Source organism: Marinobacter sp. EVN1 (assembly GCF_000475375.1).
Taxonomy (GTDB): Bacteria; Pseudomonadota; Gammaproteobacteria; order Pseudomonadales; family Oleiphilaceae; genus Marinobacter; species Marinobacter nauticus.
On the sequence record NZ_AXCB01000013.1, the window covers coordinates 95,360 to 116,066 of the forward strand.

Here is a 20,707-nt window from a genome sequence, read left to right on the forward strand (position 1 = left end):
CATGACTTCGCTACCATGGCAGATCACTGCCATCCCAACTGATAAAACGTCCATTATCCCTGGCATCGAGACTTTCCAGAACCGAAAAAAGATTGCCTGCCGTCTGCTCCGGCTCGTGCACCGTTAACCGCTCCAGCGACTGCTGAAACGGTTGACTCAGCGGCGACAATGTCGTGCCCGGGTGCAGAGAAACGCAGGCCAGTGGCGCATAACGCCGCGACAGTTCAACAGAAAGGTTCCTGACCAGCATATTCAAGGCCGCCTTGGAGGCACGATAGGCGTACCAGCCCCCCAACTGGTTGTCCGAAATGGAACCGACTTTCGCAGACACCGCGGCAATACGCTTGAAGTGCTTTCCCCTCAGCGCCGGAGCGAGCCTCTGCATCAGCAGGGAAAAACCGAGGCAGTTCACCTGGTAGCTCCGCATCATGCTTCGGCCATCGATATCCTCCAACCGTTTCTCCGGAAACATCTGGCCATCGTGCAGCAGGCCTGCGGCATAAATAACGGTTTGAACCGGACCAGAAGCTTCCAGCGCAGCCGTTAACTCGGCGACATCAAGCCGCTGCTCGTCCTCTGCATCCCAGGCCAGCAATCTTACACCGGAGTGATTTTTCAGATCGTCCGGCGCCGTCTCCGGCTTACGGCACAAGCCAACCAGGCTCTGGTCCGGATAGCTCCCCAGATAACGCCGGGCCAATGCCGCACCGATGGAACCGGATACGCCCGCAATAACGGTTGTCATTCGCCACTCTCCCAATGATCAATCAACACCATGCCGTTGATACGAAAAATCAATGCTTTCAGGCCATCCAGAAGCAAACCAAAAATTTCAAACGCCCGTATGAAGAGAGGCTTCCAGATCAAAACGACGACATCCGGCGGTCATTGAGACCGCCAAAGCAAAACAGGAGAGTATCCATGCAATACCAGGCACCAGCGAACGATCTTCGCTTTCTGTTGTTTGATGTGTTGGGTGCAGACAAGCTGCACGAACTGGAAAAGTACGCCGATGCCACACCAGACCTGATCTCAGCGGTCATTGATGAGGCCGGCAAACTGGCGGCCGAAGTGATTCAACCCACCAATCAGGTTGGTGATCGCCAGGGCTGCCACTACGACCCTGAGACCAAGCTGGTTAAAACGCCAGACGGCTTCAAAGAGGCCTATCAGAAATTTGTCGAAGGTGGCTGGACCGCGCTGGACGCGCCACTGGAGTTTGGCGGTCAGGGCCTGCCTCACACGCTGAAATTCGTCGTGGACGAAATGGTATGCTCCACCAACCTGTCGCTGGGCATGTATCCTGGCCTGACACACGGCGCCATCAGCGCGCTCTATGCCCACGGCTCGGATGAGCTGAAACAGACGTATCTGGAAAAACTGATTTCCGGCGAATGGACCGGCACCATGTGCTTGACCGAGCCCCATTGTGGCACCGATCTGGGCCTGATTCGCACCAAAGCCACGCCGAACGACGATGGCAGCTACGCCATTGAGGGCACCAAGATCTGGATTACCGGCGGTGAGCATGATCTGGTGGACAACATTGTCCATCTGGTGCTGGCCAAGTTGCCGGGCGCGCCAGACACCACCAAAGGCATTTCCCTGTTTGTGGTCCCCAAGTTCCTGCCGGACTCCGGTGAGCGCAACCCGGCATTCTGTGGTGGCCTGGAGCACAAGATGGGCATCAAGGGTTCCGCCACCTGCGTGATGAACTTTGAAGGCGCCAAGGGCTGGCTGGTGGGCGAGCCCAACAAGGGCATGAGCGCCATGTTCACCATGATGAACGAAGCCCGCCTGATGGTGGGCATGCAGGGCCTGGGCCTGGCGGAAATGGCCTACCAGGAGAGCCTGGCCTTCGCCAAAGAGCGTCTGCAAAGCCGCTCCCTGAGTGGCCCGAAGAATCCCGACGGCCCGGCCGACCCGATCATTGTGCACCCGGATGTACGCCGTATGCTGATGCGTCAGAAGGTGCTGAACGAAGGCATGCGTGCACTGGCACTGTTTACCGGCCACCAGCTGGATCTCTCCGTGGCACACCCGGACGAAAAGGTGCGTGAAAACGCCGATGATCTGGTGCAACTGCTGACGCCGGTGGTGAAAGCCTTCCTCACCGACGAAGGCTACAACAACGCCAACTGGGGCCAACAGGTACTGGGTGGCTCTGGCTTCACCCAGGACTGGCCACTGGAACAACTGGTGCGCGACGGCCGTATCGCCCGCATCTACGAGGGTACCAACGGCATCCAGGCGATGGATCTGGTGGGCCGCAAACTTTCGCTGAAAGGCGGGCAACTGGTACGCGCCCTGTTTGCCGAGTTGACTGGTTACCTGAAAGACAATCCTGATGCGCCCTACCGGGAAGAACTGAAAGGCGCCATCAAGGGTCTTGAGCAGGCCACTCTGTGGCTGGCCCAGAATGCCCCGAAAGATCCGGAGCAGGCTGGCGCTGCGGCAACACCATATCTGCGTCTGACAGCCCTGACCGTCATCGGCTATCTGTGGTCCCGCATGGCTGCGGTGGCTGGCCAGCAGCTCGAAGCAGGCGCAGGTAACAAGCCACTACTGGAAAGCAAGCAGGTATCCGCCCGTTTCTATTTCGAGAAACTGATGCCCGAGGCGGACTGGCTGCTACGGGATATCCAGTCCGGCAAAGACAGCCTGATGGCCCTGGAAGATGAGCAGTGGATGGCCTAAGCGGCAGAGTTTCCGGTCAGGCCAAAAATTCTGGCCGGAAATGACCGACAAATGGCAATTTGTGACCTTCATCAAGACAGATCAGAAATTGATAATAGTCACGTTGATTAGTGTCTCTGAACTAGTCCAACCCGCCTCCTTGCGAGGCTGGTACCTTCTTGAAGCCGCGCTTTGCGCGGCTTTTTTTATGAATGCTTTTCGCCAGTCCTGCTACACAAGTACAATGCACGCTGCATTTTTAATACTCCAGTAGAGACCGCATGACCACCGATGACTACCATCTCCGCTTTGGCGGCATAGAGCGTCTGTACGGCCGCAAGGCCCTGCATGCTTTCCGCCATGCCCACATCGCCATTGTCGGTCTCGGCGGCGTCGGTTCCTGGGCGGCAGAAGCTCTGGCGCGTAGTGGTATCGGCACCATCACCCTGATTGATATGGACGACATCTGTATCTCCAACACCAACCGGCAGCTGCATGCTCTGCAGGGCCAGTATGGTCGCACCAAAACCGACGCCATGGCGGAGCGGTTGCGGGCCATCAATCCCCAGGCGGACATTCGGGTGCACTTCGGCTTTCTCACGGTGAAGAACGTCGGGGAGCTGATCACAGAAGACATGACCGGCGTGGTGGATGCCATCGACAGCGTGAAGGCAAAAGCCGCGTTGATTGCGCATTGTCAGCGACGCAAGATTCCGATCATCTGTGCCGGTGGTGCCGGGGGCCAGATGGATCCGGCCCAGATCCAGGTTGCAGACCTGGCGAAAACCACACAGGATCCATTATTGGCCAAGGTCCGTAATATGTTGCGCCGGGAATACGGTTTTTCCCGAAACCCGAAACGGCGCTTCGGCGTAGAAGCTGTATACTCTCTGGAACAACTGACCTATCCCGCCCCGGACGGCGAGGTATGTCAACAGAAACCGACAAGCGACGGCCCGGTGCGGCTCGACTGCGCCACCGGTTTTGGTGCTGCCAGTCCGGTGACCGCGAGTTTCGGCTTTTTCGCAGCGTCCCGGCTGCTGAATCGCATCGCCCGCAAGGCCAACGCCTAATTCAACCATCGGGGCCCTTTTATGGCCGTAAGCACCACGTTAATTCTGGCCGGCATCGGCGTTTCTTCCCTGGTTTGCCAGTGGCTGGCATGGCGGGTACGCATGCCGGCTATTCTGTTCCTGCTCGCCGGTGGCATCCTCGCAGGCCCGGTGACCGGGTTCCTGCAACCGGAAGCCATTTTTGACGACCTGCTGTTTCCTGTTATCTCCCTGGCAGTGGCCATCATCCTGTTCGAGGGCAGCCTTACCCTGCGCTACGAGGAAATCAAAGGCCACGGCAAGATGGTGCGCAATCTTATTCCTGTGGGCACCATCGTCACCTGCATTATCGGCACCCTGGCCGCCCGCTGGATTCTCCAGGTATCCTGGGAAGTCGCCCTGTTGTTCGGTGCTATCTCCGTCGTCACCGGGCCTACCGTGATTGCGCCCCTGCTCCGGGCAGTGCGCCCCACCTCCAAGCTGGCGAACATCCTCACCTGGGAAGGCATCATCATTGACCCGGTAGGCGCGCTGCTGGCCGTTCTGGTGTTCGAGGGCATCGTTTCCTGGGGCCAGGGCAATGTTTTCAGCCACTCCCTCTACATTTTCGGCAAGACTCTGCTGGTTGGCTTTGCCATCGGTGCCGCCGCCGGCTACCTGAACGGCCTGGTCCTCAGAAAGCACTGGATTCCCCAGTACCTGCATAACGCCGGCACACTCACCTTCATGCTCGGTGTCTTTGCCATTTCCAATGAACTGGCCCACGAATCGGGGCTGCTCACCGTGACCGTGATGGGCATCTGGATGGCCAACATGAAGCAGGTTCCGGTCGACAGCATTCTGGAATTCAAGGAATCCCTCAGTGTCTTGCTCATTTCGGCCCTGTTTATCATTCTGGCCGCCCGTGTAGAGTTTGCAGCCATCGCCGAACTGGGCTGGGGCCTGGTTGCTGTGCTGGCCATCCTCATGCTGATCGCCCGCCCCGCGAGCATTTTCCTCTCGGCCATTGGCACCACACTGAACTGGCGCGAAAAGCTGTACCTGAGCTGGATTGCTCCACGTGGCATTGTCGCTGCGGCGGTCTCAGCGCTGTTCGCATTCCAGCTTGAGCGAATCGGCTATGAGAGTGCCGGCGTACTGGTACCACTGGTGTTTATGCTCATCATCACCACCGTTACCCTGCAAAGCCTCACTGCCCGACCCGTGGCAAAACTGCTGGGGGTTCAGGAACCGCCCGCGCACGGCTTCCTGATTCTGGGCGCCAACCCGGTGGCCCGGCTGGTGGCCCAGGCCCTGAAAAAGCATGACATTCCCACCATGCTGACCGACACCAACTGGGAGAACGTGCGTCAGGCGCGCATGGAAAACCTGCCGGTGTATTTCGGCAATCCGGTGTCGGAACATGCCGCCACACATATGGACCTGACCGGAATCGGCAACCTCCTGATACTGTCTCCATACAAGCAGATGAACAGTCTGGCCACCTACCATTTTCTGGACTGGTTCGGAGATGATTCGGTATTTGGTCTGGTGGAAGGCGACCAGGATCAGCGGGCGCGGCTTCAGACTGCAGGCAAGGTGCAGCGAACCCGGGGACTGTTCGATGGTGTCAGCTATGCCAAGCTGGCGAGCCTGGTCAGCCAGGGCTACACCGTGAAAACCACGCAGCTAAGCGAAGAGTTCAGCTACCAGCAGTTTCTGAACCAGTATCAGAACCAGGCCCTGGTGTTGTTCGTACGCGACAGTCGGGACCATATTCACCCGGTCAAGGACATGGAAACCCTCGAGCCCGGTGACGACTGGGTACTGATCAGCCTGGTTCCCCCACAACCCCAGAAGGAACGTCGGGACCGGGAAGAACCTGCCGGTGAGAAGGGCGACAAAACGGCAAGCGGTGCCGCTCCAGCCTGACGCTATTCGCCTCCGTCAGCGGCAGTCGAGCACAAGCTTGCCACGGACGTGGCCGCCCTCCAGCAATGCGTGGGCGGCCTGCACCTGATCCAGCGGGAAAGCCTGTTCAATGTGAACCCGCACATCGCCGTCCTCAATCAGCTCGGCGATCTCGTCCAGGTGAAACACATCCGGCCTCACGGTCATACCATGGGCCCGAAGCCCCATGGCCTCGGCGGCGCTGACAATGTCATCGGCGGTCACGGTGGGAATGGTCACCAGCACGCCGGTTTCTGACAGGGTATGCAGGGAGCGTTTGCCGGCTTCCCCTCCCACCAAGTCCAGCACCACATCCAGGCCATAGCACTCCTCAGCCACGTCGGTAGTGTGGTAATCAATCACTTCGTGCACGCCGAGCTCTGCCAGAAAATCCCGATTGGCCGGTGAGGCTGTCGCCACCACATGGGCGCCACGCTCCAGCGCAAACTGAACCGCAAAATGGCCGACACCGCCAGCCCCGGCGTGAATCAGTATCTTCTGACCGGATTCCAGCCTGGCCACCTCAAACAGGGCCTGCCAGGCCGTTAATGCCGCCAGGGGCACCGCGCCGGCAGTCACCAGATCAAGCTCATCAGGGACGATGGCCAACTCGTCAGCACGAGCCAGTGTGTACTCCGCATAAGCACCACCGCCGGCCGGAAAGCCCACCATACCCATCACCCGGTCGCCCGGGGCCAGGGTGGTCACGCCCTCAGCAACAGCGACGACCTCACCGGCAACGTCGTACCCCGGCGTCCAGGGCAGCCGGTTTTCGATCTGTCGGGCGGCGAACCCCAGCCCCTTCCGGGTCTTCCAGTCAATCGGGTTCAAACCGGCGCCATGCACTCGGATGACCACTTCACCTTCCCGGGGCTCAGGCACCGGAGCCTGCGCCACCTGAAGCACCTCCCGCTCACCAAACTCGCGGTAGATCACGTGCTGCATGAGGATTGATTCACTAACGTCGGTAGGTTCCATGGTTGCCTCCGGAGTGCATGGGGTCAGATGTCCCTCGAAGGGCATCAAGGATGAGACTAGCAGATATTTCCGGCGACGGCCCTAGCGCGGCAGGCCCCGGCCGCCGGGCACCAGGGCGCCGGACAGAATATCGACAAAGGCTTTCGGAGCCCGAGCCGGGCGCTGGGATTTCATATCAACGCAGGCGTGAGTGGACATGCCCCGCAACAGGGTTTTGCCATCGGCCCGGCGAATGAGCTGGAACTGTCGGGCCGAGCGGAAACGACCATCCCAGTCCGTCAGCCAGGTGCCCAGCACCAGCTGGTCGCCGGCATTAGCCGACATCAGGTAGTCAACGTCGGTGTGGGTAATGGCCATGGCCTTGCCGGTTTCCTCGTGCAGGGCCCAGGTCATGCCCAGGCTCTCGATGTGGGCCCAGCTCACTTCCTCCAGCCAACGGATGTACACCACGTTATTGGCATGGCCAAGTCGATCGGTATCTTCGGCCTGAACCGTGATTTCCAGGGTGAACGGGCCGGGCAAATCCCAGCTCAGGGCGGGGGCATCAGTCATGGGGTTGCTTCTCCAAGGCCAGGGATGGCCTGCAACGGTAGCCGGCCAATACGGTCGTTGTGAAGTGAACCAAAGTATAGAACACCGTCGTGCGGATTAACTGAGGTAATCTCCTGCAGATGAGTACCGCGAGTGTCGTGCAGGCTGGTCAGCATCTGGCCCTTGCTATCGAAGGCGACGACCAGACCGTAGTTCTGGGGCTTGGGCTTCAGGCTGTCCGGCAACTTGGCAACCAGATCCTTCAGCCAGGGGGACTTGTGCATGGCATCGACCCGGGGATTACGCAAGGTCGGGAAGGCGACCCAGTAACGGCCCCCACCGTCCACCGCCAGGTTGTCCGGAAAGCCCGGCAGGTTGTCGGCAAATACCTCAGCCCGGCCAGCCTTGGGACCGCTGATCCAGTACCGGAGAATGCGGTATTTCCAGGTCTCGTTCACCAGTACATAATCGCCCTGAGGGGATACTGCCACGCCATTGGCAAAATGCAGGTTACCCAGCAACACCTCGGTTTTCCGGGTTTTCGGGTTGTACCGCAACAACCGGCCGTGAGGACGCATCTCCAGCAAGTCGAGTACGTAATCAGGCTGCTGGAAGCGGGAACTGGCGTCGGTGAAATAAATCCGGCCATCGGGGGCGATCACCACATCATCCGTGAACCGGAAGGGGGTGCCCTCGGCCTCCCGGGTAAGCACCGTAATGTCACCCTGAGGGGTAATGGATAACAGGCCTTTCCAGGCGTCGGCGACAATCAGATTGCCGTTGCTGTCAAACACAAGTCCAAGCGGCCTGCCACCGGTTTCCAGCCAGTGTTCCACCGTACCATCAGGGTGAACACGAACAATCCACCCATCCTGGGTACCGCTGTAGAGCACACCATCAGGGCCGATGGTGGTGTCTTCCGGGCCGTATACCTCGCCACGGGCGAGCAGATCGGCCAGTCGCAACCGTTCATTGGGTGCCAGTACGCCAGTCATCGCCGGTGGCGAAGGCGCCTGCCAGGCTTTGCTGTCAATCGGGGACGGGGTCAGCAGAAAGCTGCCAAGCAACAAAAAGACAACCAGCAAGCTAACCAGCAACCATTTCATCATGCGCGCCCGTTCCCTTTTATGATTCTTTGTCCGCAGGCGACCCGGCGGATAACCCCGTGAGCCTAACCTTAGCAGACATCACAGGGTTTCTGACAAGATCAGGCCTGTTCCAGAAAACGCCGGCACAGCATGGCAAAAGCGTCCGGTTTTTCTGCGTGCAGCCAGTGCCCGGTGCCTTCAATGATTTTCAGTTCGGCGCCCGGAAACAGGGTACGAATCGTGTCCCGGTGTTTCTCCTGGATGTAGGCCGAATCCGCTCCCTTGATAAAAAGCACCGGCCCCTCAAACGGTCCCTGCCCTTCCGGCGCCGCCGCCAGCTTGCCATAACAGGCATCAATGACAGGCAGGTTCAGCCGCCAGCGAAATGTCACCTCATCATCGACCTGTTCCTGGGCCGGAATACGCTCCAGGTTTTTCAGAAGGAACTGGCGCACGCCCGCCATTTCAACAAACTCTGCCAGGCGGGCATCCGCCTCGGTGCGGGATTTCACGCCACGAAGGTCCATCTGCTGCATGCCTTCAAGGATGGCGTCGTGGTGGGCCTTGTAGGTAACCGGCGAGATATCCGCCACAATCAGCGACTGCACCCGCTCAGGATGCTTCAGGGCAACCTGCATGGCGACTTTGCCGCCCATGGAGTGGCCCAGCAGACTGGCTTTTTCAATACCCCGAGCATCCAGATAGGCCACAACATCCTCGGCCATAGCCGGGTAGTCCATGTCGTCGGTATGGGGAGAGCTGCCGTGATTGCGTTCATCCAGAGCGTGAATCTGCCAGCCGTCTTCAAGCCTACGGGCAATACCGCCCAGATTTTCCAGGGAACCAAACAGTCCGTGCAGCAGGATCAAGGGTTCGCCCTGGCCGGAAATTCGGTGGTTCAATGCAACACTCATGGTCTGGCAGCCTCCGGTTGTCGGATCAAACCGGATACACTACCACTGCCAGTTTACGGGGCAAGGGGAATTTGGTGCCAACCCGACAGGCAGAAAAAAGCCGGGCATGGCCCGGCTGGAAGGTCACAGACATACGCCTGAAAGATCAGCAATAGAAAATGCTGTCCAGGTATTCAGCGAGTGCCAGAACGTTTTTGCGCTCCATTTCGCTATGGGGTACAAAGATTTCCTGTTCCATACAACATCTCCACTTTGCAACGCATTACTTCAACCTGATAGCCAACATGCTATCGTTGAAGCAGTGGCAACCCGTTGACTTGCTGTCCCAATCATTTGACATTTTGTATCAGTCCACCAGATAACAAACGGGAGCAGAACCCAGGCATGCAGCCCCAGACCGAATATCCGGAATCGCCCCAGGTGGCGGCATCCAGCACACTGGCGCTGGTGCACTATCTGGAAACACGGGGTCTTCTGGATCGTGTCCGGGTGGAACAGGCTACCGGGCTGACACTGGCGACTCTGAAAGATCCGGACCTGCGGGTACCCGCTTCTGCCCATTACCGTTTGTGGGAACTGGCCGAGCAGTTGACCGCCGATCCGGGCGTCGGCCTGCATGCCGGCCAGGTCATCGACCCCGAGCGCATGGGACTGGTCGGCCATGTGTTCTTCAACTGCGACACTCTGGGCGAAGCCGTGGTGCAGTATGTCCGGCTGCACCGACTGATCAACGAATCAGTCACCCTGAGTTTTGAGCAAACCCCGGACCAGGCCATCCTGACCTGGCAGCCGGATCGTCCGGATCATTACTGTCGCCAGGACATGGACCGCACCCTGGCCGCCGCCCTGTGCCGGACCCGGCATTTTATCCATCGCAGTATCGAGGCTGACTGGCTGGAAATTGCCCATCCGGAGCCCGCATATGCCGCTGAATACCGCAAACTGTTCGGTGGCACCGTTCATTTCGGCTGTGGCGTTACCCGCATGGCGTTTGACAGCAAACACCTGGGCCACCCCATCCCGCACCGGAATCCCTATGTTTACTCAGCGGTGCTGAAACAGGTCAATGCGGTCATGGCCCGGCTACAGACCCGCCGCTCGTTCAGCCGAAAGGTGCGTCGCCTGATTTCGCGGCAGATGGCCACCGACCGGATTGACGCCGACACCCTGGCCCGGCAGTGTCATATGAGCCGCCAGACCCTGTACCGAAAACTCAAGAAAGAAGGCATGAGTTTCCACGACCTGGTGGAGCAGGTCCGCAAGGACAAAGCCCTGCGCTATGTCGCCGACGACCAGTACGCACTTGGCGAAATCGCCTTTCTCCTGGGGTTCTCCGAGCTGAGTGCCTTCAGCCGTGCGTTCAAGCGCTGGACCGGTGTCGCCCCGGCCCAGTTCCGGGCCAGTCATCAGGGACACGAGTCATGATCACAGAGAACCTTTCGCTACTGGCCATTCCGCTGGCTGCGCTGTACCTGGCGGCGCTGGCCTGTATTTACCGCATCCTGCTCACCTATCGAACGGCCCAGGGAGCCATAGCCTGGATTCTCGCGCTGGTGGGCCTGCCCTACATTGCCGTGCCCATGTTCCTCCTGTTTGGTCGTTATCGCTTTGGTGGTTACGTCAAGGCTCGCCGCATGGGTAACAAGTCTCTGACCAGCCTGCTCGATAATTTTGAAAGCCAGACCACCTCCATCACCAATCCGGGCCAGGAGCATTTCAGCGACGAGTTGCAGGTGTTATGCAAACTCGGCCGGCAACCGTTCACCGCTGGCAACCACTGCACGCTGCTGCGAGACGGTGAAGCCACCTTTGAAGCCCTGTTCGATGCCATGGAAGACGCCAGCCATTATCTGCTGCTGGAGTTCTACATTGTCCGCTCAGACCGTGTCGGCCAGCGCATCAAGGCCATCCTTGAACGCAAGCTGGCCCAGGGCGTGGAGGTCTGGTTCCTGTATGACGACATTGGCAGCGCGTTTCTGTCCCGCAAATGGCTGAATGAACTGTCTGCTGCCGGCGCCCGCATTGCCTCGTTTGGTGACGGCAACATCCGGCGTCGGCGCTTCCAGATCAACTTCCGTAATCATCGCAAGCTCCTGGTCTGCGATGGCAAGGTGGGATTCGTCGGTGGTATCAACCTGGGCGACGAATACCTGGGCACCGCCATGGACCAGGAACCCTGGCGCGACACCCATTGCCGGATTGAAGGGCCCGCTGTCACCGGCCTCCAGCTGGCCTGGCTGGAGGACTGGAACTGGGCCAGCAATACCCGGCCGGAACTGAACTGGGCGTCCGTGTCTCAGCCTCCGGGCGACCAGGAAGTACTGGTATTGCCCACCGGCCCGGCAGACACCTGGGAAACCTGCACCCTGTTCTTCCTGAACTGCATCAACAACGCGCGCACCAGGATCTGGATTGCCTCGCCCTATTTTGTGCCGGATTTCCAGATCATGAATGCCCTGCAGTTGGCGGCGCTCAGGGGGGTGGATGTTCGCATCCTGATACCGGAGAAAACCGACAGTCCATTGGTCCGGCTGGCCGCCTATTCCTATCTGGTACAGGCCAGTCAGGCCGGTATCGGTATCTATCGTTACCAGCCCGGCTTCATGCACCAGAAAGTGGTTCTGGTGGACAGCCGCTACGCCGCCATCGGCACCGCCAACCTCGACAACCGGTCCATGCGCCTGAACTTCGAGATTACCGCCGTCAACACCAGCCCAACGTTCATCCAGCAGGTGGAAACCATGCTGGAGGAAGATCTGGGCGCCAGCCGGCCCATGACCGAAAACGACTATCGCCAGCGCTCCATCCTGTTCCGGTTGGGCTGCCGGGCGGTACGTCTATTGGCGCCCCTGCTTTGATCTGGCCCCGGGCGGGCGCTTGTGCGAACATGAGCGCTCGACTGATGCTGTAAACGACCATTTCATGAACGCATTCAAACCCAGAGAAACCCTGACCGAACAGGTCGCTCGTCACATTGAAAACCTGATTGCCTTCGAGCAACTCCGTTCCGGCGAGCGCATCTATGAAAGTGCCATGGCCAAGCAGATGGATGTCAGCCACGGCTCCATCCGGGAAGGCCTGCTGCTGCTGGAGAAGCGCCATCTGGTGCGTAACGTACCCCGCAAAGGCGCGTTCGTCACGCCGCTGGATGAACACTTTGTCCGCAGTCTCTATGAGACTCTGGAACTGTACCTGACTCACACCGGACTGAAGCTGGTGCGTCAGTGGCAACCGAATGACATGCAGCGGCTGGAATCCCTGTACGAGCAGATGCGTGACCGTTTTCAGAACAACGATCTGATGGCGTTTCTGGAGCTGGGTATTGAATACACCAAAGCCTCACTGGTGTACGCCGACAATTACTTTATTGTCTCGGCCATCGAGGATCTCTGGCCCTCTGCCAAGCGTTGCGCCTTTGTCGCCCTGCGCCATGGCGGCAAACAGGTTCTGGAAGACAATCTGGTGCACATGGAAGAATCCATCCGGATAATACGGGAACGGGACGAACAGGCCCTGGCCGATATCCTGCACCGCTATGCCGTGCAGCAGTGTGAGCAGGTGCTATCCGCTCTGAACAACTGATACCGCGAAAACTCAGTAGAACAGCTGGGTGAATGAGAAGCCGATATTGAGGTATGCGGTCCATTCGTCTTCGTTGTTATAGGCGGCCGAGAGCTGTACCGGCCCCAGGAAGGTATCCACCCCGGCGAAAACACTCCAGGATCGCACCAGCCCAGACCAGGTGGCATCATCCATCTGCTCCCAGGCATTGCCGGTCTCAAATCCCAGGCCGGTGAACCAGGGCAGCACCGGCCCGCCGAATTCGCGCCTGGCCCAGGCCGCCATTAAAACGGCATCGTTTCCTGTGATCTCGCCCGGGGCGTAGGCTGACAACTGCCGAAAACCACCAAGACGCGCTGCGTTCTCAACGCCCGGTTCACCGCTGATGACCTGCCGGGTATACAGCAAGCCGGTGAGATTGAAACGTTGCCAGGTGCCGGTTCCCAGCAACATGCCGGTGAGGGCATCGAACTCCCGGTCACTGCCGAGCTCTTCCCGCTCTACTCTGGCCCGGATACCGGCAAAAGCACCGGATTTCGGATAGAAGGCATCACTCAGGGAATCATGCACCAGTTGCAGGCTGCCGTAGCCCTGATGCACCTTACCGGAAGGTGCAACCGGAACACCCACTTCGTCATCCACGGTGGCATAGCCACGGACATAACCCAATCGGATCTCGCCATCGCCACCCAGTTCCATGCCAAGGGCCAGATCCACTTCCCGAAAGGTCACATCTATCTCGGAAATACGGTCGCCGTTGTCGTAGACACTGTAATCATCACGGCGATATTCAACCCCAACCACCGCAAACCGGTCATAACCGTAATCCAGAGGCTGGTACCATTGGCTACGCACCCAGGGCTGGGTGCCTAATTGGAGCCCGGTCTGCCATTCCGCGCCAAGGCGATTGAGTTCGGTCATCCGTAACCCGGTGGCCAGATTGAATCGTGTATCGCCGTCGAAGTTGTCCTCATAATTCAGGCCAAACGACAGATAGTTGGGCCCCCAGCTCTTCTCCCTGGCCTGGATAATCAGCACGGGGCCGGCCTCGGAAGGACGCATGGACCAGGACACGGTCTCGTAGTACCCCAGCCCGTAGATGCGTTTGAGATCGGCTTCCAGTTGCTCCACATCGAGCGGCTCACCCTCTTTCTGCCGGATCCGCTCGCGCAGAAAATCACTGGCCAGGCGGTCGCCTTTACGGAATTCGATCCGGACGACCGGCCCCGGTGCCAGTTTCTCGGCCCGGAGCCGTGCACGGTAATCCCGCCACTCCGAGTCAGACACCGCCAGCCGGTTCAGGGCCACAGCATGATCCCTGGCTCCACTGGCCCCCAGCTCAAACAGCACCGGCGCGTCGTAGAAATCGGCAGAGGTGTGGCCTTGCAGATCTGGCTGGATCAGAATGTCGCGATCGGTTAACAGGCCCAGCTGTAATTCGGTGTTGCGCCGGGTCATCAGCGTGGTGAGCTGCCCGACCACTGAAAAAGCTTCGCGCATGTCCTCTGTGGTCATGAGCGGATCGGTGATATCCACGGCAATGACCACATCAGCCCCCATGTCCCGGGCCACGCTGACCGGTAGGTTGTTGGCCACCCCACCATCCACCAGTAATCGCCCGCCTCTTTCCACCGGGGCGTATACGCCGGGAATGCTCATACTGGCACGAATGGCGTCGGCCAGGTTGCCGTCGCCAATCACCACTTCAACACCGGTTTCCAGATCAGTGGCCACAGCCCGAAAGGGGATGGGTAGCTGATCAAAGTCATCCACCAGCGCGGCGTTACGGGTCAGCTCATTGAGAATAAACCCGAGATTCTGGCCGGTAACCAGTCCGCCACCAAACCGAACGCCCTCGGAACCGACGCCAATACCCGGCACCAGAGGCAGGCGCCAATCGTCCTGCTTTCGGCGCACCGGCTTGTAGGCCCGGCCCGGGTCATCGCGAAAGCTGGACAGCCAGTCCAGCCCGATAAAGCGCTTTTCAATTTCTTCCACCGGCATCCCGGTGGCGTAGAGGGCGGCAACGGCCGATCCGGCACTGGTACCGACCACCACATCAACCGGCACCTGCATTTCTTCCAGCACCCGCAATACACCGACATGGGCCATACCTTTGGCGCCACCGCCACTGAGCACCAGGCCAATGGTTGGGCGAGCGCTACTCGCGCCAGCATCGGCGAAAGCAGAAGGGAATACGGGCAGGACAAGCAGAATGCACAGCAACCAGGACGGCCAACGAGTGCTCACAATCCCGTCACGAGCTCTGTTTATTGTCATCGTCGGCCAGTGACAGATGGGAGGTATCCGGCACAACCGGTGGGGGGAGATCCCGTTTTATACCCAGATCACTGCCGGCCGGAGCCAGTGTCCAGTCATCAAGATGCTCAAACATCGGTGCCTCAGCCTCCTGATGCTCAACCAGAGTCACCCCGACCGGGTCCAGGCTCAGGCCGGAACCGGCCAGAATATCATCCACCTTTTCGCCGGCCACTGGCAGGCGATCGCCCGGTTCAACGGCTGGAGTGTTACCGGATTTCGCTTCCGGTTGCGCCGACTTTGGTGCCGGAGACTGTGGCGGGACCGGCTGTGAGGCCAGAGTCTGAGCAGAGGGCGCCGGTGCTGGTCTGGCCGGCTCGGCTCCGGGCATCGGCTGTGCATACGCCACCATTCCGTGTTTTTTCAGCACCGCCAGATACTTCTCGGCCTGAACCTGCTCAAGCTTGTTACGAATGACGACCGGTTGCCCACTGAACATGCGGTCCAGCTGCTCGACGCTGGCCTTGAACAGGGCCCGGGCATTGTTGCGAGCGGTTTCCAGATCGGTGCCTGGTGTGCACTCTCCTTTGAACACGAGCTGGTACATGGCTATCCCTCTGCTTTTACAACAACTGTTGGTCAATGATAGCTGAAATCACAGGCCACAACAGGCATTAACCAACGCCGGGCCTTACCATCCGGAAATCATTTCAGCATTGCAAACAATTGAAAAATCCAGCGTCCACAGGAGGAAAAGTAAGCCACACTCTGCAACAATCAACTGTAACCAAACTTTACACTTGGTTACACTAACAAGAATCGCAGATTACGTTCCGGGAGCCTCACATGCGCACCAACATTACCGCCCTTCTCTCTGGTCTGGTGCTCGGCTTGTCATCGGCGCAGGTATCCGCCGAAAACCTGGATGTATTGATGAGCCAGGTTTTTCAGGCCAATGAAGCCACCTACATAGGCTATGAAAGCATCGAGCGCGAGGACATTCCCGCCCGGGCCAGCGTAGACCGGAAATACCTGATTGTGGATTTCCGCTTTCCGAACCAACAGCCGGCCGCCGAACAACTCCAGGCCAGCGTACACAAAGTGTGCATGACCCTGCTGAAAGATCGTGAACTGATCCGCTCGCTGTCGGATTCCGGCTACGACATGGTGGCCGTGGCCTTTGACCGCCAGTCCCAGTTTGACTGCCTCTAGCCTGTAGCCCAGGCTATTCCTGTCCCAGTAGGCGGGGGAATGCATCCAGGGCGGTATTCACCGCATCCAGATTAAAGGCCTCCACATCCGCCAGCAGCTTCTCACCGTAGCGCGTGACCGACGATGAGCGGTGCCGCTGCCCCCATTCGATAATGCGCACGGCGAAATCCTTCATCTGTTCCGGGTCGCCGCTCTCGCGCACTTCCTGCCATTCATTACCGAAGTCTTCAGCCAGTTTTTCCCGCAGCCAGCCCCGCTCATGCATGCTCATGGTCTGGGCCAGCAGGCGCTCGGATTCCTCCGGCGCGCCATCGTCATCAGCCTGCTCCACCGTCGCTTCTACCCTGGGCAGTACCACCTTGAACGTCGAGCCCACATTGGCCTCACTTTTCACGGTCAGTCTGCCGCCCATCATTTCCACCAGTTTACGGCTGATCGCAAGCCCCAGCCCGGTACCGCCATAACGCCGGGAACTCTGGCCTTCCTGCTGCTCGAAGGCTTCAAAAATGCGCTCCTGCTGGTCCGGGGCTATGCCTATACCGGTGTCAGCTACGGTCACCACCAGCCGGTAGTAACAAACCTCGGAATCGGCATCCGCCGGCTCGCCCAGCGGCTTGGCCACCGCTCGCACGGTAACTCCGCCGTCGTGGGTGAATTTGATGGCATTGCCCACCAGATTAAACAGCACCTGTCGCAAGCGGGTTTCGTCCAGCATCATCGCCGAGGGCATACCCGACCCCACGCTCACTTCCAGGGTAATGCCCTGCTCCGTTGCCCGCAGGTCAAAGATGTGGCGGACATCACTGAGCAGCCGGCGCACGGACACAGGGCCGAAATCCAGGCGCATCTTGCCGGCCTCGATCCGCGACAGGTCCAGAATGTCATTGATCAGCATCAGGAGGCTTCGACTGCCCGCCCGGATGGCATTGAGGTAATTGCGCTGCTGAGGATCTGTGACCGAATTGTAGAGCAGATCGCTGTAGCCAATCACCGCGTTCATAGGCGTTCGGATTTCGTGGGACATGTTGGCCAGGAATTCGCTCTTGGCACGGCTCGCAGCCTCCGCTTCCCGGGCCAGCCGCTCCGCCTCAAGCTTGGCGGCACGGAGTTCATCCTCACTCCGGCGCAGCGCGTTCTCGGACCGGATTCGCTCATCCACTTCCAGTGAAAGTTTGCGGTTCCAGTACAGGAAGATCAGCACCACCACGATGGCTATCAGAATGATCCGCCGAACCACGGTGTAATCGGCTTCCTGTTCGATATCCAGGTGAATCCAGCGATTATAGATGGCTTCGGTTTCGGACGTCGGCAGACTGCCCAGCGCCTTGTTCAGAATGCGGTGGAGCTCAGGCTGGGCCGGGCTGACCGCCAGTCTCAGATCGTACTGGTAAGGGGTAATACTGGTGATCCTCAGGTTCGACAGACCGAGCCGTGCCACCGTGTAGCTTACCGCCGGGATATGCGTCACCATCACATCCAGATCGCCGTTGGAAAGCGCAAGCAGCCCGTCTTCCACGGTCTGCTGGGGATAGAGGTCGAGATTCGGATGATTAATCAGCAGATAGTCATGACTGGCCTGGCGGTTTACCACGCCGACCCGTTCATCCCGAAGTTCACGCAGGTCTCCGATAAAGCGACCGGTGTCGCGGATCGCCAGCGCAATGGGCACGTTGACATAGGCCCGGGTGAACAGGAATTCCTGCTCGGTACGAGGCGTGCGGGACATGCCGGGAAGCACGTCCAGCTCACCGGATTTCAGTTTTTCCTCGGCGCCGGCCCGACTGTCTACCGTCACTCGCTGGAAGCGAATCCCCAGATCCTTCTCCAGCCGGCTGAGCAAGTCGGCGACCAGCCCCGTGGGCCGGCCATCCTGTTCAAACTCGAACGGCGGCCAGTCCGGCCTCAGTCCGACGGTAATCTCCGAGTTACTGGCCAGCCATTCCAGTTCACCGGCGGTCAGGGCCACGTTTCGGGTCTCGACTTCGGGCAGCTCCCCCGCCAACCAGGACTGGCGAATATTGCGATGTTCCTGATGGGTCAGTGACGATACCGTGCGATCAAACACCCGAAACATGCGCTCCTGCTCAATGGGAACCTGCAGCACCACATCCACAGGTCGCCGATCCAGCAACACCGCCAGCCCGACACCATTGATCATCGCCGATTCGAGGTAGTCAGACACCACCGGAACCGGCCCGAGAAAAGCATCTGCCTCGCCCGACATAACCCGGCTGACCGCCTCACCCAGGCTGGAAACCGGTACCGGCGTAAAGCTTTCCACCGGGTCCAGCAGCGGAAACTGATTGGGGTCGTCGCCGACAATGACAACCTTCGCTGCCTCCAGATCAGACAGAGTCCGGATTGCCGGGTCGCCGGCATTTACAAACACCCCGTAGGTGAGTGACATCAAGGGCGCTGTGTGTCGCACGCCGGGAATAACCGGGGCGCCGGGCAGTCGGGTGGTCAGGATCAGGTCCGGCTCTGGCCGCTCAGTGCCCAGCATCTGGTTCATCAGAAAGGGCTCAATGGGCAATCCCAGCTTGGAGGACAGGCGGTTGAGGTAGTCCACCCAGATGCCCGCCATGCGCCCCTCCCCGGTATCGAACACCAGCGGCACCTGGGTATGCCTGACCCCCACATTGAAGCCATCCTGTTCTGCCAGCCAACGCAGATCTTCAACGCCCAGTACGGGCGCCGGCGAATTCTGGGGTGGATCCGCCAACACGGCCCCTTGAAAAAGCAGCAACAGGAGGCAAAACATGAACTGTGAACGAGACTTCACTGGATATCCTCGGCGGGTCCACTACATTTCAGGAAAACCATACCTGCAAACGGGCAGGATTGCATTTTGCCAATGAGCTGATGGAGGTACGTAACCATGGACACCAGCAAACACAGCCTGAGCACCCTGTTCGAACAACTGGGTCTGCCCTCCGGTCAATCGGAAGTCGAGCATTTCATCGCCCGACATTCACCATTACCCAGTGAAGTCGCTATCCAGGATGCGCCCTTCTGGTCAGAGAGCCAATCCCATTTTCTGGAGGAAGGGCTGGAAGATGACAGCGACTGGGCGGAGGTGATTGATGAACTGGATGCCCTGCTAAGGCACTGATTGGCTGGGTCAGAGCACCGACACCCGATTTCGGCCCTCATCCTTGGCCTGATAGAGGGCCCGATCAGCCCGGTCAAACACCGACTCTTCGGTGTCGTCGTCCTGAAAACCGGTCAGCCCCGCTGAAAAGGTAATGCTTACCGGCTCGCCGCTGAAATGGAACGGCAGGCCGGATACATGTTCGCGCAGGGAATCCAATACCTTGCGGGCTTCATCTGTGGGCGTTTCCGGCAGAAGCACCACAAACTCCTCGCCACCGAACCGGGCGATAAAATCCGTCGACCGCAGGCGAGTGCTCATCTCCCGGGCCACCAACTGCAGCACGCGATCCCCCGCCTTATGGCCATAGGAATCGTTGATACGCTTGAACAGATCCACGTCCAACACAGCCACCGTGAGAGGATGCCGGTAGCGCAACCAGCGGTTGTATTCAAACGACAGCCGTTCCTGCCAGGCTTCACGGTTAGGCAGCTGGGTGAGCAGATCGGTCAGGGCCCGCTGACGCTCTTCACGTACCTGGGCCTGCATCTGTTCTGAGTGCGCCTCCATGGCCGCGACTTTTTCCTGCATGGCTTCCAATTGGTTTGCCAGGAGCTTTTCGCGCTCGCTTTCAGACGTCCGGAACCGCTCAAGCGCACTGCCAATAAATTCCAGGCGCTGGCTGACTGACTGTTTCAAAGCCTGAATGTCGTGGCTGGCGCGGATGTCATCCGCCACCCTGTCCAGCTCGGCACGGATTTCCCGGTCGAGCATTGCTGTGGCGTCCTGACGGCAAGTCTGGACATCACTCTGCTGGGCAAAATGCTCTCGTAACGCCTGCAAACGCTCATCCAGGCGTTTCAGAAAGGCTTCGAATTCGCGCTGGCTGCGGGTAATGGCGGCGATCACCAGGTCGGCGACCCGGTTCAGCCCCTCCCGGAGCACTTCCCAGTCGTTGCTGGTCAGCAAGGTCTGCTGCAATTCCCGGGCTTCCGCTTCGGCAGGCGGTTCCAGCGAAGCCTGTTGCAAAAGTTGTCCCAGCAACTGACCTATGCGGCGGGCAATTCGCAGTCGCTGGGTGGTATCCGCCAGATCCACATGGTCGTCAGTGGCTTTCGGTTCCGGTGTCGGCAACGCAGTCTGAGGCCCGGCCTGCTCGTCCAGCAGGGTAATCTGCCGGTCAATCTGGTCCTGCAGCTCCCGCCAGTGCTGCAGGTTGATCTGCTTCTTACGGATATCCTCCCGCAACCGACCCAACAATTCGTCCAGCTCCGGTCGCTGTCCTTCAGAGGCCAGACTGGTTCGTACCAGCATTCGTTCCAGCAGATTACGTTCGGATTCCCACTGTTTTTCCCGATGCTCTGCCTCTTCCAGTTCCCTGAGATATTTCTCTTTCCAGGAATCTTCAGATGCCAT

17 protein-coding genes are annotated in these 20,707 nt (G+C 59.2%); 8 read left to right on the top strand and 9 right to left on the bottom strand.

The window, feature by feature from the left end; translation table 11 throughout:
• Nucleotides 1-10: 10 nt before the first annotated feature.
• Nucleotides 11-745, bottom strand: coding sequence for an SDR family oxidoreductase (locus tag Q674_RS26890; protein ID WP_022992147.1), 735 nt, complete (start codon nt 743-745; stop codon nt 11-13).
• A 176-nt stretch (nt 746-921) separates the two neighbouring features.
• Between Q674_RS26890 and Q674_RS26895 the strand changes: the two genes are divergently transcribed.
• The 3 genes from Q674_RS26895 (at nt 922) to Q674_RS26910 (ending at nt 5,639) form a co-directional block, all read left to right on the top strand.
• Complete coding sequence (locus Q674_RS26895; RefSeq protein ID WP_022992145.1) at nt 922-2,697, top strand: acyl-CoA dehydrogenase C-terminal domain-containing protein; 1,776 nt, start codon at nt 922-924, stop codon at nt 2,695-2,697.
• A gap of 260 nt (nt 2,698-2,957) precedes the next feature.
• Complete coding sequence (gene tcdA / locus Q674_RS26905; protein WP_022992143.1) at nt 2,958-3,749, top strand: tRNA cyclic N6-threonylcarbamoyladenosine(37) synthase TcdA; 792 nt, start codon at nt 2,958-2,960, stop codon at nt 3,747-3,749.
• A 21-nt stretch (nt 3,750-3,770) separates the two neighbouring features.
• A complete protein-coding gene (locus tag Q674_RS26910; RefSeq protein ID WP_011784056.1) occupies nt 3,771-5,639 on the top strand; it encodes a cation:proton antiporter in 1,869 nt (622 codons plus the stop codon).
• A 15-nt stretch (nt 5,640-5,654) separates the two neighbouring features.
• Here Q674_RS26910 and Q674_RS26915 read toward each other — a convergent pair whose 3' ends face one another.
• The 4 genes from Q674_RS26915 to Q674_RS26930 form a co-directional block, all read right to left on the bottom strand.
• Nucleotides 5,655-6,635, bottom strand: coding sequence for an NADP-dependent oxidoreductase (locus tag Q674_RS26915; protein WP_022992142.1), 981 nt, complete (start codon nt 6,633-6,635; stop codon nt 5,655-5,657).
• Between the two features lie 81 nt (nt 6,636-6,716).
• Nucleotides 6,717-7,187, bottom strand: coding sequence for an acyl-CoA thioesterase (locus Q674_RS26920; protein WP_022992141.1), 471 nt, complete (start codon nt 7,185-7,187; stop codon nt 6,717-6,719).
• Nucleotides 7,184-8,272: an SMP-30/gluconolactonase/LRE family protein gene (locus Q674_RS26925; RefSeq protein WP_031209904.1), complete on the bottom strand. Its 1,089-nt coding sequence runs from the start codon at nt 8,270-8,272 to the stop codon at nt 7,184-7,186. Before Q674_RS26925 ends, Q674_RS26920 begins: the two co-directional genes overlap by 4 nt.
• A 101-nt stretch (nt 8,273-8,373) precedes the next feature.
• Entirely contained in the window at nt 8,374-9,168 is a 795-nt protein-coding gene (locus tag Q674_RS26930; protein WP_011784052.1) for an alpha/beta fold hydrolase, read from the bottom strand.
• 384 nt (nt 9,169-9,552) lie between these two features.
• On the opposite strand from Q674_RS26930, the gene Q674_RS26935 reads away from it, so the two are divergent.
• The 3 genes from Q674_RS26935 (at nt 9,553) to Q674_RS26945 (ending at nt 12,750) form a co-directional block, all read left to right on the top strand.
• The gene (locus Q674_RS26935) at nt 9,553-10,593 is read left to right on the top strand and encodes an AraC family transcriptional regulator (protein WP_023008367.1); all 1,041 of its coding nucleotides are present in this window, start codon (nt 9,553-9,555) and stop codon (nt 10,591-10,593) included.
• Nucleotides 10,590-12,026: a cardiolipin synthase gene (gene cls / locus Q674_RS26940; protein WP_023008368.1), complete on the top strand. Its 1,437-nt coding sequence runs from the start codon at nt 10,590-10,592 to the stop codon at nt 12,024-12,026. Before Q674_RS26935 ends, cls begins: the two co-directional genes overlap by 4 nt.
• A gap of 64 nt (nt 12,027-12,090) precedes the next feature.
• Complete coding sequence (locus tag Q674_RS26945) at nt 12,091-12,750, top strand: GntR family transcriptional regulator (RefSeq protein WP_011784049.1); 660 nt, start codon at nt 12,091-12,093, stop codon at nt 12,748-12,750.
• 12 nt (nt 12,751-12,762) lie between these two features.
• On the opposite strand, the gene Q674_RS26950 is transcribed toward Q674_RS26945, so the two are convergent.
• Nucleotides 12,763-15,009: a patatin-like phospholipase family protein gene (locus tag Q674_RS26950; RefSeq protein WP_051993031.1), complete on the bottom strand. Its 2,247-nt coding sequence runs from the start codon at nt 15,007-15,009 to the stop codon at nt 12,763-12,765.
• On the bottom strand, nt 14,987-15,595 hold the full coding sequence (locus tag Q674_RS26955; protein ID WP_022992135.1) for a hypothetical protein: 609 nt from the start codon (nt 15,593-15,595) through the stop codon (nt 14,987-14,989). The genes Q674_RS26950 and Q674_RS26955 overlap by 23 nt, the downstream gene beginning before the upstream one ends.
• A 239-nt stretch (nt 15,596-15,834) precedes the next feature.
• Here Q674_RS26955 and Q674_RS26960 point away from each other — a divergent pair, with 239 nt between their 5' ends.
• Nucleotides 15,835-16,200 carry a hypothetical protein gene (locus Q674_RS26960; RefSeq protein ID WP_011784046.1) on the top strand — a complete coding sequence of 122 codons (366 nt, stop codon included), beginning with the start codon at nt 15,835-15,837 and terminating at the stop codon, nt 16,198-16,200.
• A 13-nt stretch (nt 16,201-16,213) separates the two neighbouring features.
• Here Q674_RS26960 and Q674_RS26965 read toward each other — a convergent pair whose 3' ends face one another.
• Nucleotides 16,214-18,961, bottom strand: coding sequence for an ATP-binding protein (locus Q674_RS26965; protein ID WP_023008370.1), 2,748 nt, complete (start codon nt 18,959-18,961; stop codon nt 16,214-16,216).
• Nucleotides 18,962-19,078: 117 nt separating this feature from the next.
• Between Q674_RS26965 and Q674_RS26970 the strand changes: the two genes are divergently transcribed.
• A complete protein-coding gene (locus Q674_RS26970; protein ID WP_011784044.1) occupies nt 19,079-19,312 on the top strand; it encodes a DUF2789 domain-containing protein in 234 nt (77 codons plus the stop codon).
• Nucleotides 19,313-19,321: 9 nt separating this feature from the next.
• On the opposite strand, the gene Q674_RS26975 is transcribed toward Q674_RS26970, so the two are convergent.
• Complete coding sequence (locus tag Q674_RS26975) at nt 19,322-20,707, bottom strand: GGDEF domain-containing protein (protein ID WP_022992133.1); 1,386 nt, start codon at nt 20,705-20,707, stop codon at nt 19,322-19,324.

Coding starts and splice junctions, on each gene's coding strand:
- Q674_RS26955 (WP_022992135.1), bottom strand. CDS start 15,595: ATGTACCAGCTCGTGTTCAAAGGAGAGTGCACACCAGGCACCGATCTG.
- Q674_RS26970 (WP_011784044.1), top strand. CDS start 19,079: ATGGACACCAGCAAACACAGCCTGAGCACCCTGTTCGAACAACTGGGT.
- Q674_RS26950 (WP_051993031.1), bottom strand. CDS start 15,009: ATGACAATAAACAGAGCTCGTGACGGGATTGTGAGCACTCGTTGGCCG.
- Q674_RS26975 (WP_022992133.1), bottom strand. CDS start 20,707: ATGGCATCTGAAGATTCCTGGAAAGAGAAATATCTCAGGGAACTGGAA.
- Q674_RS26935 (WP_023008367.1), top strand. CDS start 9,553: ATGCAGCCCCAGACCGAATATCCGGAATCGCCCCAGGTGGCGGCATCC.
- Q674_RS26960 (WP_011784046.1), top strand. CDS start 15,835: ATGCGCACCAACATTACCGCCCTTCTCTCTGGTCTGGTGCTCGGCTTG.
- cls (WP_023008368.1), top strand. CDS start 10,590: ATGATCACAGAGAACCTTTCGCTACTGGCCATTCCGCTGGCTGCGCTG.
- Q674_RS26895 (WP_022992145.1), top strand. CDS start 922: ATGCAATACCAGGCACCAGCGAACGATCTTCGCTTTCTGTTGTTTGAT.
- Q674_RS26915 (WP_022992142.1), bottom strand. CDS start 6,635: ATGGAACCTACCGACGTTAGTGAATCAATCCTCATGCAGCACGTGATC.
- Q674_RS26920 (WP_022992141.1), bottom strand. CDS start 7,187: ATGACTGATGCCCCCGCCCTGAGCTGGGATTTGCCCGGCCCGTTCACC.
- Q674_RS26930 (WP_011784052.1), bottom strand. CDS start 9,168: ATGAGTGTTGCATTGAACCACCGAATTTCCGGCCAGGGCGAACCCTTG.
- Q674_RS26890 (WP_022992147.1), bottom strand. CDS start 745: ATGACAACCGTTATTGCGGGCGTATCCGGTTCCATCGGTGCGGCATTG.
- tcdA (WP_022992143.1), top strand. CDS start 2,958: ATGACCACCGATGACTACCATCTCCGCTTTGGCGGCATAGAGCGTCTG.
- Q674_RS26910 (WP_011784056.1), top strand. CDS start 3,771: ATGGCCGTAAGCACCACGTTAATTCTGGCCGGCATCGGCGTTTCTTCC.
- Q674_RS26965 (WP_023008370.1), bottom strand. CDS start 18,961: ATGTTTTGCCTCCTGTTGCTGCTTTTTCAAGGGGCCGTGTTGGCGGAT.
- Q674_RS26945 (WP_011784049.1), top strand. CDS start 12,091: ATGAACGCATTCAAACCCAGAGAAACCCTGACCGAACAGGTCGCTCGT.
- Q674_RS26925 (WP_031209904.1), bottom strand. CDS start 8,272: ATGAAATGGTTGCTGGTTAGCTTGCTGGTTGTCTTTTTGTTGCTTGGC.